Raw genomic sequence first — 14,844 nt, forward strand, 5'->3', positions numbered from 1 at the left:
CAAAAACAAGCCTGGGGATTCTTTGCCAGTACTCAACCTTACTAGGTAAAGCAACACGCCAAGAGTCCTCAGGCTTGTAGGGTAATTTTACCCTGTCACAAACTTACAAGTATGGCAATTTGACTATGACAAAGAGTTGATTGCGTAGTCGAGAAGAGCATTGTACTCAACCAGTGCTTGAGCAGACAAGTCACGAGGAGCGCAACCGCGATTACGAGCAAATGTCAATGCTTCAACGTAAGGAGCAGTTGGCAAGCCTAAAGCACGATATACTTCGCGCTGACCAGCAATACCCCACTCATCCAATGGACCTGTACCACCAACTACTAAGCTGTATTGGATCAGGCGCAAGTAGTGCTTGACATCACGCAGGCACTTATCTTTGAAAACCTGACTGGAATTAGCTTCACCAGAATTGTTCAGGTAAGGATACTTCTTGATAGAAGCATCGTAAGCTTCTTTAGCAACTGCATCAAGATTGTTAGCTAGCTTTTCAGCAGCTTCTAGACGAGCAGCTGCACGCTGAATGCTACCTTGAACTGACTCTAGGTCGGAGCTAGTAGGAAAACGACCAGCTGCATCAGCAGCTCCAATCACGGTGGTAAGAACTGATTTCATGCTTATATCTCCCAATGGATGTTATCAGAAGTCTTGGTAATTGTTTTGAAGCTTGAGTTGGAGTTGAAGTTTCTAACTCTTAAGTCTATTGAAGACTAGCTCAAAGCTGAAATAACGCGATCGAAGTAGCTAGCTGCTTCAGAGGTCAATGCAGAGCAGTCACCTTGGGGAGAACCCATTTTACGGAATCTCTTACCACCGTTAGCTTCGGTGTTGGTGTCATTGATGTGAGCAAGAGAACTAGCTTTCATGATTTGAACGGCACGCACGCTGGAGGTGGTGGGTACGCCCAAAGCAGCATAGGTTTCTTTCAAGCCGTTCAAAGCACGATCGTCGAGAACGGAAGCATCACCAGAAAGCAACGCATAAGTAATGTAGCGAAGGAGGATTTCACCATCACGCAAGCAAGCAGCCATGCGACGGTTAGGATAGCAGTTACCACCAGCTTGGATCAAACCTTGGTTTTCGCAAACGATACCAGCTACTGCGTCAGAAACGATACAGCTAGCGTTGCTAGCGATCGCGTTAACAGCATCCAAGCGCTTGTTACCTTCAGCAATAAACTTCTTCAGTTCTCCAATTCCGCTGGTGCCGACGGTGGTAGTGCTTGCGTCTGCTGCGACTACAGCTCTAGAAAAAGCATCAAGAACCATTGAGCTCTCCTTGTTAGTAAATCAGGATATCGCCTGTCGTTGGACAAGACATATAGAACATAAAAGATGACGGGTATCTCAGTCTCAGTTATGAGAAACAAAGCAACAATCCTTAACATTCATCAAACAACCCCCAATCAGACTTTCCTGATTGGGGGCAATAAAAATAACGATTTCTACATAAATGAAATACGGCTAACTTAAGCAAGCCAGCAACTTTAACTACTTTCGATTTGAAGTTTCAGATTTTTTCTCTCATCTCAAAATCCCTAATCTCAAATCGATTAACTCCCTAAGTGGGAACAGATTACAGACAATCAAAAACCTCTATAAATAATTCAAGACCAGGGATTAGCACAACAAGGGTAGATTGCGCCTATCAAAAAAAACATGGCTAAACTTGTTTGAGCAAATGCTTAATGACGTTTTCTTTGATCATCAGTTGTCGCAAAACCTCTAGAAGAAACGTCTGAGATTGCTCTTGGCTTAACCCCTTAACCTGCTCTTCGTACACTTTGAGGTTAAATTTTTGCTCTAAGCTAAGTCCTGTTGGCATATCCATAGTTTTTACCTCCGGCTTTTTGCAATAATGCTTCTTTCATCTTCCTAGATTTAGGTTAACAAAAGTAACACCTACTTGACAAGTAGACTCTTTTAGACGTTTCCGAATAAAAGCACCTAACTAATTAAATTTATACAAGTAGTATTCAGAGATCGCATCTAGAAGATGATGGATTATGAGAGTGTCTCAAGGAGTAGGGAGCGGGGGAAGCCTGACAGGTGTAGGTTTTTTACAAAGATGTGAGTATTCAGTCTGTGAGTCAGAAAATAAAAGTAGAAAACCGGGGTGTGGATAAGACTCAAATGCTAAAAAATGAGTATCTCAAACAGTGGACACGCATAGTATCAAAGAAGAAGCCACATCTGTCGATCCCCCAAGTGGTGGGGCTGGCGACATGAAGTTTTGGCATGGTAATGCCTAAATCAAGTAGCTTGAGTAAAGTATCGCAATTCATCGCCAGAGTGAATCAAGAAAAAGCCTCATCGGTACGTCACTTTGGTACGGCTTACGTCCTTCTACTGAATGCGTGTTAAATCTGATGGCTGGCAGTGGCATAATACCCGTTTGCTTGACTCACAACGTGCCGAGCGTTTGTGGTTAGCGATCGCTCTTTCCACACTTTGGATGGTCATGCTTGGCGGCGAGGCTGAAAATCTATCCTCTCTCCCTCCAGTTCCCTGTGCCAAAACATGTACTATCAGGGTAAATTGTCAATATTACTGAACTCAGGGTGTTATTCTTTCAAGTAAAATTTTGCGTAAATATTGCAATTTTTACTAATGATTTCCTTATCTAAGTTTCTCAAGGAAAAGCAATGGACTTATGTAGCAGTGCTTTTGTTATTGCTACTACTGTTGGTAATCGGAGGAGTTCCCGGATACTTAACAGGACGCTGGCAATGGAAGCAACCGCCGCCTGTAGTAAACCTTAAGGAATTGAAACAGATACGAAAAGCAGGATTAACGCTTTCTGGTTGGCAAACTGTTGAACAAACAGAACAATCAATCGGCGAACATAAATGGTCGTTACAAATACTTAAGAAAGCAGATTCGCAAACCCAAGCAATACTGCTTTTGTTGCCACAAAACGGGCCGATGGATCAACCAGAGGTAGAGTGGACTGAGGTTAACGGTTGGGGAAAGTCTCGCTGGGGACAATGGGATATAGCTCAATATCGTTCTGCTAAATTGACTATTAAATATCCGGCTGCGGGGTCAAATATTGAAGCTAGAGTTAAAGCTAGGTTTTTTCGCGTTTCCACACAACAGGAAACCTTTGCTGCTTTGCAATGGTATGCATTGCCAGATGGAGGAGATACATCACCAATACATTGGTTCTTAGCAGATCAAATAGCACAATGGCATAAGCGTCGCACTCCTTGGGTGGCTGTGAGTATTCTCATTCCGATTGAACCTTTAGGGCAAGTGGAAACAGCTTGGCCTTTAGCCCAGTCTCTTGGTGAAACTGTACAAGCTACATTAATGGCAGGTCCTTTAGCAAACACTTCACAAGTGCCTTAAAAATGTCGGAAATATCAAAAAATATCCTATATTCTCGCGATCGCAAATTTGCTCTATCAGTTGAAAGTTTACTTCATCTTAAGTGCAAAGTTAAAAGCGGCACAATAAAAATAGACATTCAAGATACTTCCAAAGTAGAATAACGATTCTGCGGGCCCAATTCTGAATTCAGCTTTACTGTACTAATGTTGATAGTTTCCAGTTTTCATCTGCGTGTATTCAGCGCCCTGTGTTTTCTCAGTTTTCAGGTAGGTGTTTTCTTAACAGCTACTAGCCAAACTGTTGTTGCTCAAGCTTTACCATCTCCAGGATCGCCACAACAACCTGCTTCATTTCCGCCAAGTGCTTTCCCAGAGCAATCTCCAGGGCGAATACCTTCACCGCCAGCAAGTAACGAGGTTGTACCTTCAAATACCAATGAAGAATCTCCTCAATTCAATCGCTACCTTTTAGGGTCGGGAGATGTTATTAGTGTTGTATTTCAACGCCCTACTGGTGCTTACCGTTTAGGTGCAGCAGATATTATCTCCGTCACAGTTCAACGCTTTCCAGATTTGAGTTTTCAATCTCAAATTAATCCAGAAGGTAACATTACTGCACCACTACTCGGTACAGTTTCGCTACAAGGTTTAACTTTGCAGGCAGCACAAGAAAAAATTCGCTTGTTGCTCAATCGTTATGTTATCGATCCTGTAATAGTTTTATCTCTCACAGGGCAGCGCCCAGATTTGAGTTTTCAAGCCCAAATTAATCCAGAAGGCAATATTGTTGTGCCGCAAGTGGGAACAGTATCTATAAAAGGCTTGAGTTTGGAAGAAGCACAAGAAAAAATTCGCTTGAGTTTAAGTAGCGTCATGGTCGAGCCGATGTTATCGGTATCGCTGGTGTCGCCACGACCAGTTCAAGTGACGATTACTGGAGAAGTATCTCGACCAGGAATTTATCCTGTTGCCTCGACAACACCCCGCGTTGCTGATGCTTTATTTTCAGCTGGTGGTTCTACAATGTCCGCAGATTTGCGGCAAGTACAAGTGCGGCGGAAGTTGCTGGACGGTTCTGTAATTTCACAAAATCTTGACCTATATACAGCATTGCAAAATGGCAATTCGCAGCCTAATTTACGCCTGCAAGACGGCGATGCAATAGTTGTACCGCGTCGGGAAGTCGGTACTGACGACAATTATGACCGAAATCTAGTAGCGCGTTCGTCCTTGGCAATACCACAGATTAAAGTCCGAGTTTTAAATTATGCTGCGGGCGGAATTATTGTGCAAGCGTTGCCAAATGGTAGTACTTTCGTAGATGCTTTAGGAGGAATTAATTTAGATGCTGCCAACCTCCGGAATATTTCTCTAGTTCGCTTCGATCCCGAACGAGGTCGAGCCGTTACTCAGAAACTAGATGCCAAAAAAGCTCTTTCAGGTGATGCGACTCAAAACATAGCACTCCAAGATAATGATGTTATTGTTGTTGGTCGAAACCTGATTACTAGAATTACTAATCTCTTAGGTACTATTACTCGGCCTTTCTTCGATGTCGAAAGCTTTATCAACTTCTTTGACTACTTTGGTGGAAAGAGGTAGGAAAGACAACAGAGCAGGGAAAGATAAAGAAGTAGAGGAGGCAGGAGAAGAATAATAACAACTGACAACTAACAACTAACAACTGACAACTAACTATTATTTATATGTGCTTCTGCCATGACCCCACCAATTGTTAAGCGCTATCTTATTGCTTTTGAAAAGTATAAATGGATTGGATTAGCCAGTTTTGCTTTAGTTGTAGCAGGGTCAACGGTGGTGGCCATACAGCCAGAACCACCGGCTAGCTATGTAGCTGATGGCGCACTTACCTACAATCGTCCACCAGTTTCTTTTTCGGCAACAGGTACTGAAATTCAGCAACAAGGCCAAGAATTAGGCGAACAAGTTTTGCTATCAGACCAGATTATCGAAACTGTGGCAGCAAAGGTCAATGTTAAGCCGAAAACTATTGGTACGAATGTTGCTCTGAAATTGCCAGAAAAAGCCAAACCGGGAGAAACAGCATCTACAATTATTGACCTGAAATATAAAGATACCGACCCCAAGCGTGCCCAACAGGTATTGCAGGAATTAATGCAAACCATGATTCAACTGAGTGGTGAGATTAATACAGGGCGACTAAGAGCAATTATTCAAAAAATTAATGAACGCTTGCCGCAGGTGAAGTCAGAACTACAAGCAGCGGAGAAGAAGCTAGAACAGTACGATCGCATCCAGCGACCAGCTATATTAGCAGCTGAGAATGGTAGTTTGCTAAATGCAGTTACTCTCAGCCAAGGTCAGCAACGGCAAATTCAATTCACTATTTCTGGGATTGATGCCCAAATTCGCAGTTTGCAAGATAAATTAGGTTTAAATGTCAGCCAAGCTTATGTTTCTTCTGCTTTAAGTGCCGATCCGATTTTGATTCAATTGCGCGGGCAAATTTACCAAACAGAATCACAAATTGCTTTGCTGCGTAAAGATTTGCGACCAGAACACCCAACGATGATTCAATTGCAGCGTCAAAAACAAGCGACTGAGGAATTACTCCAACAACGAGCAGCTGAGGTAATCGGGGGTGGCGGGACGGCAGCGCCTCTAGCTGGAAGTGTTACAGGTATCCGCGCTCAAAGCAATTTAGATCCCGCAAGGCAGCAGTTAGCAAACCAGATGGTAGCTTTGCAAACTCAGCGAGAGACGTTGCAACAACAATTAACCGAGCAAATTCGTGATGAAGCCAGGTTGCGGTTCGAGTATTCTCAGATACCAAATAAGCAATTAGAGCGATCGCGTTTAGAACAAGAAGTAGGGCTGAAAAAAACAGTCTACGACCAAATGCAGGCAAAGCTTACCGATGCTCAAACAGCAGAAGCAGAAACCGTCAGTAGTCTCAGTGTTGCTAGAATTCCTACTGTGATGATGGACCCCAAAAAACCTAAGAGCGTACCTGTCACTTTAGGGGTTGGTGGTTTCTTAGGATTAATAGTTGGTGGTGGTGTGGTCTTTTTGTTGGGGTCGCTGGAAGGTACTTTCAAAACTCAGGAAGATATTCGCGACAGTCTCAAGCAGCGGGAAGTTGTGCTGTTGGGAGAAATACCTTTAATGCCAGTGGACGATCTGGATAAAGATGCGATCCCAGTGGTATTTTCCCCGGATTCTCTCTATTTAGAGTTTTATGAAAAATTCCGCAGTAATTTGCGCCGGATTGGTGGTAATAAATTGAAGGTTTTATTGATTAGTAGCACTAGCAGCCAAGAAGGTAAGACAACGAGTGCTTACAACTTGGGCGTAGCTTGCGCGCGTGCTGGCAAAAGAACTTTAATTATTGAAACAGATTTGCGATCGCCTTCTCGCTCTGCTTCTTTAAGGGTTACTCCTGACCCCGAAGCTACTATCGAACCCCTGCGCTATTACGCTAGGTTGAGCGAATGTATCCGCTTAGTTCCGGATGTCGAAAATTTATACATTATTCCCAGTCCCGGCCCCGTGCGTCAATCTGCTGCTATTTTAGAATCTAGCGAAATGCGACGGCTGATGGAAGATGTGCGAGAACGTTATGATTTGGTTTTATTAGATACTAGTCCCTTGAGCTTATCTAACGATCCTTTATTAATTCAACCTTACAGCGACGGCATTGTATTAGTAGCGCGACCGAATTATACCCAAGAAAATATGTTAGGTGAAGCGATCGATCAATTAGTTGAATCGGAATTAGGGCTGTTAGGAGTTATTATTAATGGTGCTGATATTATTGTTGCTGCGCCTCCGTCTGTGGAACCCGCTGCAAATTCATCTCAACCAAAACCGGAAATTGAAGACGCAGAAGAAGTTTCAGTTAGTGCCAGCAATAACTAAGAATCATCAGAGTAGTTTGGTTCGATGAAAGCGATCGCTTTTCTCAGTCTACCCTAGCAGTTAGACAGGTAATTAGGCTGACTCACATCTTGCATCTAGAAATAGAGATGTCAAATCCACAACTACGTGCAAGGTGAGTAAGGCGTTCAATGTTAAATAAAAGGGAGTAGGGAGTAGGGAAACTAAGCCGCCCCCTTCGGGGCGGGGTTTCAACCTATCTTGTGCAATACAAGGATTTTTCGCGCCACTTGCGGGCGAGGCTTTAACCTTTTTCGGGGCTAATTTCTTCCCCTACTCCCTACTCCCTACTCCCCACTCCCGCCCCGAAGGGGGGTAAAAAATCGCGGCTCAAAATTTAGTAACGGTGATATAGTTACTCTAATCGGTTCTGATGGGGAGCAGCCATCGGACGCAAGGGGGAAAGTTCGGTGCAAATCCGGCGCTGTCCCGCAACTGTAAACCTAAAATAGGTGAGTCAGGATGCCCGCCGGTTAGAATCAATTGGTTTACATAAATCTGCGAGGTACAGATTATGAAAAGAAAACAGGCTTTAGTAAGTCTAACCCTAATGGGAGTTATCAGTTTTTATCTGGTAGTTGGTTTACCCAAACCCGCCTACGCCATGCACATTATGGAAGGTTTTTTACCAGTGCAATGGGCAATTTTTTGGTGGGTTGTGGCATTACCGTTTTTTCTATTAGGATTGCGTAGTCTCAATCGCATTACCCAAACTAACCCACAACTAAAACTACTACTAGGCTTGGCTGGTGCTTTCACTTTCGTGCTGTCAGCGTTGAAAATCCCTTCCGTCACAGGTAGCTGTTCTCATCCTACGGGGACGGGGTTAGGTGCGGTGCTGTTTGGCCCCCTTACTATGTCGGTTTTGGGTGGTTTAGTATTGTTGTTTCAAGCTTTGTTACTGGCGCACGGTGGCTTGACGACATTGGGTGCAAATGCTTTTTCGATGGCGATCGCCGGGCCATTTGCAGCTTACTGGATATATAATTTGACAATCAAGTTGGGTGGTAAACAAAAAATCGCCATATTTCTAGCAGCAGCGATCGCTGATTTACTCACCTACGTTATCACTTCTATCCAACTGGCCCTAGCTTTTCCTGCACCTGTTGGTGGGTTTATCGCTTCATTTACCAAGTTCGCCGGAATTTTTGCCATAACTCAAGTCCCTCTAGCAATTAGTGAAGGATTGCTAACTGTATTGGTGTGGAACTGGCTGCAATCTTATAATCCGCAAGAATTAGAATTGCTGAAATTAATCAAACGGGAACCCCAAGGAAATGAATCAGTCTAAAAAAGGGTTAAGTAACTGGCTGTTGGTAGTAGCTGTATTAGCTTTAGCAGTTGCACCGTTAATATTTGTACGTGGTGGAGAATTTGCTGGTTCTGATGACAAAGCCGAAAAAGCAATTACTGAAATACAACCTGGATATAAACCCTGGTTTAAATCGTTTTTTGAACCTGCTAGTGGAGAAATAGAAAGTTTATTATTTGCTTCGCAAGCGGCTTTGGGTGCTGGAGTCGTTGGTTATGCAATTGGGTTATATAAAGGACGTTCCCAACAACAAAAACGTGAAGAATGAGCCTGCAAATAGATACGTTAGCTTACACTAATCGACTGCGAAGATTGCCACCAGAACATAAACTGATTTTTGCATTTACTACTCTTGCTATTTCCCTTGCAACCCATCCGCTAGTGCAAATTTTGATAACGCTTTGGATGAGTACTTGGACAGTTGTTTATGCCAGAATTCCGGCTGGGGTTTATTTTCGATTGTTAATGTTCACCATAGTTTTTTGTTTGACAAGTTTACCAGCCCTAATGGTGAATGGAGTTACCATTACTGATTTACAAAGCGTCAAATTAGATTCGTGGTATGGACTAACTCTCGGACACTTCTATATTTATATCAGTCATAATGGCAGTATCCAAGCATTGGGAATTTTAACTAGAGCATTAGCTTCTGTTTCTTGCTTATATTTTCTCATGTTAACTGTCCCTTTCACAGAGATATTACAAACTCTACGTTACTTACGATTTCCAGTGCTGTTAACCGATTTATTGTTACTAATGTATCGGTTTATTTTCATTCTGCTGAACACAGCCAATGAATTGTGGACAGCACAAAATTCCCGTGGTGGCTACCGCACTCTTGCTATTAGCATGAAAAGTTTAGCAATACTCATCGGACAACTATTACAGCGAACCTTACAACGATATAATCAGTTCTCTCTCGGACTAGAAGCACGGGGTTTTGTGAGTGAATTTCGAGTTTGGCATCCCCGTCGCTATCGTCCTCAATTACGATATATCATCGAAGCCATTTTCGGCTGTGTAGTATTAATAGTATTGGACTTTTGGCGAAATGCAGGAATATTTACTCGAATTTGAGCAGATATATTACACTTATTCAGGCGCACAACAATCAGCTTTGAATGGTCTAACATTGAAGATTCCATCAGGTAAAAGGTGTGCGTTAATTGGTCAGAATGGTTGTGGTAAAACAACACTATTCTTACTAGCTAATGGTCTATATAAACCTGATTATGGCATTGTCCGGTGGCGTGGTGAACCGTTAAATTATAACCGAAATTCTCTTGGTAAATTACGGCAGAAGGTCGGGTTAGTATTTCAAGATCCAGAACAACAATTAGTAGCTTCTACTGTTGAAGAAGATATATCTTACGGTTTGTGTAATTTAGGTTTACCAATACCCAAAATTAAAGACCGAGTAGAGCAAGCATTAGTTGAATTTGAACTAACTACTTTAGCAGAAAGACCAGTACATCATCTGAGTTTAGGGCAAAAAAAGCGAGTTTCCATAGCAGATGTGATGGTACTACAACCAGAACTGTTGGTGCTGGATGAGCCTACTGCCTATTTAGATGTAAAACATACTCGTAATTTAATAGCAACTCTGAAAAAAATTCATCAAAATGGAACTACTTTAGTAATGGCAACTCATGATTTAGATTTAGTCTATCAGTGGGCAGATTGGGTTTTTGTTATGGATAAAGGACGATTGATGCTAGAAGGTAAACCTCAAGATGTATTTAGCCAGCGAACACTTTTAGAAGAATTAGAGTTAGGCATACCAATGATATATAAGATGTTAGTTGATGGATTATCTGGTGAGTCAGGAGTAGTTAGAGAACGAGTGCAACAACGAATATTAGAATTATTTTAGGATTTGTCTAATTCTACAGTTAGAGAGAACTACAATTCATGCTGAATTCTAACGAATGACATATATATTCTATATAGATAAACAATTCAAAAATTTAACTAGCTCATACAATGAATGATGAGCATATACAGTTTTGTTATTTGTGATCCGCCATAAAACTTGTTCTGAGTTTGATATCACTTCTACTGAAATTTGTGTTGGCTTAACGTTTTGAACAACAGAGAAATTTTCACATTGTTTAACCCTAAAGCCAACTCTTTGTAAAGCGCGAATAGTCCACTCAACAACAATTCCCTCATCAGCTATTAAATTAATTTCGCCTTTGTGGGATGTATGAAGATAAAAATCACCAGAATTAACGTCAAACTCTACGCCTTCACTGTTGAAAGTATCAGCAAATGCACCACTCAAGACCAAATCTTCTGGTGCGCCAATATGTAAAATTCCATTAGTTGTTAATAGCCAAACTTTATCCGCTAGACGCAAAGCCAAATCTAAATCATGGGTGGAAAGGAGAATTGCTTGATTAGTTTCCCGTGTTAACTGACGTAACAATTGCATAATTTCTACTCGTCGCGGTAAATCTAAAAATGCCGTTGGTTCATCCAGCAACATCACCGTAGGCGACTGCGCCAAAGCACGCGCAATCATAATTTTTTGACGTTCGCCATCACTGAGTTCCTTCACTTGACGTTGTGCTAAGTGTACTGCTCCTACAGACTTTATCGCCCAATGTACAATAGCCTCATCTTCTGATGTCAAATTTCCCCACCAGTTAGTGTAAGGATGTCGTCCCAAACTCACCAGAGTATAGGCTGATAGCATTCCCACATCAACTTTCTCGGTAAGTACCAAACTCAAACGCTTGGCTAATTCTGGCGGTGCTAACTTATAGATATCATCCTCCAACAACCGCACCTCACCCCCTAGAGGTGGTTGCATTCCGGCGAGCGATCGCACTAATGTAGACTTACCCGCACCATTCGGCCCCAGTAAACACACCAATTCCCCAGCTAAAAGAGACACAGAAATATCCGATGCAACACACCGAACATTTTTTCGGGATGTTTTGTAACCAATAGTCAGATTATGAGTTGTTAAAATTTGGCTACTCATGACGGAAAAGATTTTTGGGAATTACGCCGCAAAATTACCCAAGTCACAACAGGAGTACCAATTAAAGCCGTAATTGCATTCAAAGGTAAAACCATCTGACTTACCCACAGTTGAGAAAACAAATCAGCAATTAACGCTAAGATTGCACCCATGATTATGACACTAGGGATTAACATTCGATGGTCGGAAGTCATAAATAGACTGCGACACAGATGGGGAATAGCCACACCTAGAAACGCTATAGGGCCACAAAAAGCCGTAATTACCCCTGCTAATATAGATGCACTAGTAATAATTGAAAATCTGGTTTTCTGCACCGTTAAACCCAAACTCCGCGCATAAGATTCACCCAGCAAAAGTGCATTCAAAGATTTTGATTGCAACACTGCTGTCAATAAACTCAACACTATCACTGGGATTAACACAATTAACTGTTTCCAAGTCACCCCAGAAAAACTACCAAAAGTCCACATAATATAACTTTGAATGCGTTCTTTTGAGCTAAATTGCAATAAGATACTCACAATTGCACTCGTAGCATAGCCAAACAATAACCCTAAAATCAGTAGCGTCATTGTCTCTTGCACTCGGCGAGAAACAACTAACATCATCCCTAAAACTAATGCTGCGCCAAGACTTGCTGCTATCACTAAACCAAAATCACTAATTATCCCCAAATCTGCTAATAATGTTGGTGTCATCGCACTTGCTGTCAGCACAACTAACGCTACCCCTAAACTTGCACCAGAACTAATTCCCAACACAAAAGGCCCCGCTAAGGGATTTTTAAATAAGGTTTGCATTTGTAAGCCACTCACACCTAAAGCTGCACCCGCTAAAGTTGCAGTTAAAGCTTTAGGTAAGCGAAATTTGAGAATAATATTAGCCCATGTTGCTTTTTCTGGCTCTTGTCCGAGTAGAATATTGATGACCTCATGAATAGGAATAGAGACTGAACCTAAAGCTAAGTCCAATAAAAAGGCAAATAGTAAACCTATTAGTAAACTTGAGAAAATAATGCTTTTTATAACTGGAGATTTTTGGTTAAATAGAGAATTTTTAAATTTATATTTTTCGCTTAACATTATTTAAAAATTTTGTGATAATAAAACAGTTGATGATTAGGTAATATCTCTGGATGCATGATTTTAATCAAGTCAGATAAAACTATATCTGGGTTACTAATTCCGCCTTCCCAGTAATCATTACCTCCACTTTCATTGACACGGGCATTGTTATTATAAAGATTGCCTGTTTTCGCCGCCTTAAAATCAGCATAGCGATTATCTTCTGCGACTAAATCCTTTAAACTCTGCCAAGATTGGCTAAAATTTAACCAGTAGTCAGCATTAGCAGCACGTTCTAAAACTACTTCAAAAGAAAGCGGGAGACTACCAGTAGATTGATCGTTACTCCAAAGATAGTTACCTCCTGCATCAGCGAGATATTTGGCTACATAGCTTTTACCACCTGGCATAAACCAAGTACCTTTAAAGTTAAAGCCAACAAATACACTCGGACGGTTTTTCACAGATTGAGCTTTTTGAGCTATTTGTTCATATTTATTAGCAATTTCATTAAATATCTTTTCTGCTTTGGCTTCTTGGTTGAAAAATAAAGCCGTAAATTTTAACCATTCACTTCTTCCTAATGGCGTATCTTCCATATATTCAGCATTTACCCCAACTTTTAAACCCGCTTCTGTGAGTTTGGCATAACTATCAGTTTGGGAATTTCCTGTGCCAAAAGTTGTTACCAAGTCGGGATTTAATTCTAATAGCCTTTCTATATCTACATTAGAATTATTACCTACTTGTGTAATCTTGCCGGCTTTAATTCTCTCAACTACATCAAGAGTGCTGACTTGTTTGCTATTACTAATACCAACCAGTTTATCTACTACACCTAATTTAGCTAAATGGGGTAAATGAGTTGTAGATAAAGAAACTATAGAATTAATAGGAACTGTAATTACCTGTGCTTGATTAAATCCTTTTGGTGTGGGAGTTCCGCATTGAACTAAAACATATTGAAACTGGGTTTTGGCATTCTGCCAAGGGTTTTTGATTGTGATTATTTTGTAGTTGTTATGATATTTTACCGCCAAACCTGTGGCGTAGGTGATTTTGATTTTGTTGGGAAAGTAATCTTGATTGGGATTATAGTTTTGAATGCAGCCATTAGTAGATGTGGGAATTGTCGTACTATGACAGGCAATGATTAAAGTGGCTAATAAAAAGAATTGGCATAAAAATTTAATCGATTTTGAGTGAGTTGTTTTAACCAATTTCATGGCTTATAGAGAAATGTGATTTTTATCTCTCTCTGCGTGAGATACTCAGAAAACTGCTTTATATTTTGGTATGAGATTTCAAAAACTATAAATTATACTGAATCTGGTGGATAGCAATATTCAACAACTTTATTACCTTTGACCAAATGTTCATTGACAATAGTTTCTGCTACATTTGAATTAACACGAGTGTACCAAGTCCTGTCTTCAGAATAAAATACAACTGGCCCTAATTGACAAACTTCTAAACAGCCAGATGTTCTTACTTCCACTTCTACGCCTGCTTTTTCAACTGCTGATTTTAAAGCATCAAATGTGGGTTGCCACTTCCGGGAAGGAAGACAGCGAGTAGAGGTACACACGGAAATATAAGAATGCTTTAAGGGATTTTTGGTAAACGGTATTGGTTTTTTTCCCAATACATAAATATCTCGTAGTTCCTCATAAAAAGCTAACTTTGATAAATTAGGCTTGCCTTCTGGTAACAAATTTTCACCTTCCACGTATGGATTTGGCAAGAAAATAGTCATGAGGTTTTCATCTGCACCATTCCAAAAATCGATTCCCCAACTTCTAGGGATACTTTCTGCATTAAATCGTCGGTAAAATGCAGCACGACTTACTTGACGTTGTTGCCTTAATTCCAAAGGAGTCTGACAATGAGGCCCGCCTAAATTAGCCTCTATACATAGGTGTAAATGCCAACCTTCTGTCACTACTGTGAGATATCCATCATAGAGGATACAAATTTTAGGTGGAGCATTAAATTCTAATTCTAATACACCACCTTGAACGATATGCCCTACCCCTACCTGCTGCCAATTCTGCTGAAATAGAGTGTAGAGTAGTGACGATAAAACATCGGTACTCGAATCAAAATATTCATATTCAATTTTTCCACCTGTAGATAAAGGTTCAGTGACGATTTTATTTAGTGGTGTTACCCAACAATTAAATTCAGCCATTTAAAACTCTCCTCTGCGCGATCAACAATTACT

15 protein-coding genes and 1 riboswitch are annotated in these 14,844 nt (G+C 41.0%); of the genes, 8 read left to right on the forward strand and 7 right to left on the reverse strand.

Features of this window, described 5'->3' with window-relative positions:
- Positions 1-123: 123 nt before the first annotated feature.
- The 3 genes from I8752_RS32240 to I8752_RS32250 form a co-directional block, all read right to left on the reverse strand.
- Positions 124-618, reverse strand: coding sequence for a globin family protein (locus tag I8752_RS32240; protein WP_214436244.1), 495 nt, complete (start codon positions 616-618; stop codon positions 124-126).
- A gap of 95 nt (positions 619-713) precedes the next feature.
- A complete protein-coding gene (locus I8752_RS32245) occupies positions 714-1,271 on the reverse strand; it encodes a globin family protein (protein ID WP_214436245.1) in 558 nt (185 codons plus the stop codon).
- Positions 1,272-1,665: 394 nt separating this feature from the next.
- Positions 1,666-1,833, reverse strand: a complete 168-nt coding sequence (locus I8752_RS32250) for an NblA/ycf18 family protein (protein WP_214436246.1) — start codon at positions 1,831-1,833, stop codon at positions 1,666-1,668.
- 522 nt (positions 1,834-2,355) lie between these two features.
- Here I8752_RS32250 and I8752_RS32255 point away from each other — a divergent pair.
- From I8752_RS32255 to I8752_RS32290, 8 genes are all read left to right on the forward strand, one after another.
- Positions 2,356-2,556, forward strand: coding sequence for a hypothetical protein (locus I8752_RS32255; RefSeq protein ID WP_214436247.1), 201 nt, complete (start codon positions 2,356-2,358; stop codon positions 2,554-2,556).
- Positions 2,557-2,612: 56 nt separating this feature from the next.
- Entirely contained in the window at positions 2,613-3,353 is a 741-nt protein-coding gene (locus I8752_RS32260) for a cyanoexosortase B system-associated protein (RefSeq protein ID WP_214436248.1), read from the forward strand.
- A gap of 185 nt (positions 3,354-3,538) precedes the next feature.
- On the forward strand, positions 3,539-4,936 hold the full coding sequence (locus I8752_RS32265; protein ID WP_214436249.1) for a polysaccharide biosynthesis/export family protein: 1,398 nt from the start codon (positions 3,539-3,541) through the stop codon (positions 4,934-4,936).
- Between the two features lie 117 nt (positions 4,937-5,053).
- Positions 5,054-7,234, forward strand: coding sequence for a GumC family protein (locus I8752_RS32270; protein WP_214436250.1), 2,181 nt, complete (start codon positions 5,054-5,056; stop codon positions 7,232-7,234).
- A gap of 366 nt (positions 7,235-7,600) precedes the next feature.
- Positions 7,601-7,740: riboswitch (cobalamin riboswitch) on the forward strand.
- A 26-nt stretch (positions 7,741-7,766) separates the two neighbouring features.
- The gene (locus I8752_RS32275; protein ID WP_214436251.1) at positions 7,767-8,543 is read left to right on the forward strand and encodes an energy-coupling factor ABC transporter permease; all 777 of its coding nucleotides are present in this window, start codon (positions 7,767-7,769) and stop codon (positions 8,541-8,543) included.
- Positions 8,530-8,832 carry an energy-coupling factor ABC transporter substrate-binding protein gene (locus I8752_RS32280; RefSeq protein WP_214436252.1) on the forward strand — a complete coding sequence of 101 codons (303 nt, stop codon included), beginning with the start codon at positions 8,530-8,532 and terminating at the stop codon, positions 8,830-8,832. The genes I8752_RS32275 and I8752_RS32280 overlap by 14 nt, the downstream gene beginning before the upstream one ends.
- Positions 8,829-9,641, forward strand: coding sequence for a cobalt ECF transporter T component CbiQ (gene cbiQ, locus I8752_RS32285; protein WP_214436253.1), 813 nt, complete (start codon positions 8,829-8,831; stop codon positions 9,639-9,641). The genes I8752_RS32280 and cbiQ overlap by 4 nt, the downstream gene beginning before the upstream one ends.
- On the forward strand, positions 9,616-10,437 hold the full coding sequence (locus I8752_RS32290; protein WP_214436254.1) for an energy-coupling factor ABC transporter ATP-binding protein: 822 nt from the start codon (positions 9,616-9,618) through the stop codon (positions 10,435-10,437). The genes cbiQ and I8752_RS32290 overlap by 26 nt, the downstream gene beginning before the upstream one ends.
- A 69-nt stretch (positions 10,438-10,506) precedes the next feature.
- Here I8752_RS32290 and I8752_RS32295 read toward each other — a convergent pair whose 3' ends face one another.
- The 4 genes from I8752_RS32295 to I8752_RS32310 all read right to left on the reverse strand — a co-directional run bounded on the left by I8752_RS32295 (position 10,507) and on the right by I8752_RS32310 (position 14,811).
- Positions 10,507-11,553, reverse strand: coding sequence for an ABC transporter ATP-binding protein (locus tag I8752_RS32295; protein WP_214436255.1), 1,047 nt, complete (start codon positions 11,551-11,553; stop codon positions 10,507-10,509).
- A complete protein-coding gene (locus I8752_RS32300; protein ID WP_214436256.1) occupies positions 11,550-12,638 on the reverse strand; it encodes an iron ABC transporter permease in 1,089 nt (362 codons plus the stop codon). The genes I8752_RS32295 and I8752_RS32300 overlap by 4 nt, the downstream gene beginning before the upstream one ends.
- Entirely contained in the window at positions 12,638-13,846 is a 1,209-nt protein-coding gene (locus tag I8752_RS32305) for an ABC transporter substrate-binding protein (RefSeq protein ID WP_214436257.1), read from the reverse strand. The genes I8752_RS32300 and I8752_RS32305 overlap by 1 nt, the downstream gene beginning before the upstream one ends.
- A 92-nt stretch (positions 13,847-13,938) precedes the next feature.
- Positions 13,939-14,811: a (2Fe-2S) ferredoxin domain-containing protein gene (locus tag I8752_RS32310; RefSeq protein ID WP_214436258.1), complete on the reverse strand. Its 873-nt coding sequence runs from the start codon at positions 14,809-14,811 to the stop codon at positions 13,939-13,941.
- Between the last annotated feature and the right edge of the window lie 33 nt (positions 14,812-14,844).

The sequence above is a fragment of the Dendronalium phyllosphericum CENA369 genome (assembly GCF_016056275.1).
In the GTDB taxonomy this organism is placed as follows: Bacteria; Cyanobacteriota; Cyanobacteriia; order Cyanobacteriales; family Nostocaceae; genus Dendronalium; species Dendronalium phyllosphericum.

Excerpts from the sequence above, each read along its gene's own strand:
- I8752_RS32290 (WP_214436254.1), top strand. The coding sequence starts at position 9,616 with ATGCAGGAATATTTACTCGAATTTGAGCAGATATATTACACTTATTCA.
- I8752_RS32280 (WP_214436252.1), top strand. The coding sequence starts at position 8,530 with ATGAATCAGTCTAAAAAAGGGTTAAGTAACTGGCTGTTGGTAGTAGCT.
- I8752_RS32305 (WP_214436257.1), bottom strand. The coding sequence starts at position 13,846 with ATGAAATTGGTTAAAACAACTCACTCAAAATCGATTAAATTTTTATGC.
- I8752_RS32250 (WP_214436246.1), bottom strand. The coding sequence starts at position 1,833 with ATGGATATGCCAACAGGACTTAGCTTAGAGCAAAAATTTAACCTCAAA.
- I8752_RS32270 (WP_214436250.1), top strand. The coding sequence starts at position 5,054 with ATGACCCCACCAATTGTTAAGCGCTATCTTATTGCTTTTGAAAAGTAT.
- I8752_RS32265 (WP_214436249.1), top strand. The coding sequence starts at position 3,539 with ATGTTGATAGTTTCCAGTTTTCATCTGCGTGTATTCAGCGCCCTGTGT.
- I8752_RS32240 (WP_214436244.1), bottom strand. The coding sequence starts at position 618 with ATGAAATCAGTTCTTACCACCGTGATTGGAGCTGCTGATGCAGCTGGT.
- I8752_RS32300 (WP_214436256.1), bottom strand. The coding sequence starts at position 12,638 with ATGTTAAGCGAAAAATATAAATTTAAAAATTCTCTATTTAACCAAAAA.
- I8752_RS32310 (WP_214436258.1), bottom strand. The coding sequence starts at position 14,811 with ATGGCTGAATTTAATTGTTGGGTAACACCACTAAATAAAATCGTCACT.
- cbiQ (WP_214436253.1), top strand. The coding sequence starts at position 8,829 with ATGAGCCTGCAAATAGATACGTTAGCTTACACTAATCGACTGCGAAGA.
- I8752_RS32295 (WP_214436255.1), bottom strand. The coding sequence starts at position 11,553 with ATGAGTAGCCAAATTTTAACAACTCATAATCTGACTATTGGTTACAAA.
- I8752_RS32255 (WP_214436247.1), top strand. The coding sequence starts at position 2,356 with ATGCGTGTTAAATCTGATGGCTGGCAGTGGCATAATACCCGTTTGCTT.
- I8752_RS32245 (WP_214436245.1), bottom strand. The coding sequence starts at position 1,271 with ATGGTTCTTGATGCTTTTTCTAGAGCTGTAGTCGCAGCAGACGCAAGC.
- I8752_RS32260 (WP_214436248.1), top strand. The coding sequence starts at position 2,613 with ATGATTTCCTTATCTAAGTTTCTCAAGGAAAAGCAATGGACTTATGTA.
- I8752_RS32275 (WP_214436251.1), top strand. The coding sequence starts at position 7,767 with ATGAAAAGAAAACAGGCTTTAGTAAGTCTAACCCTAATGGGAGTTATC.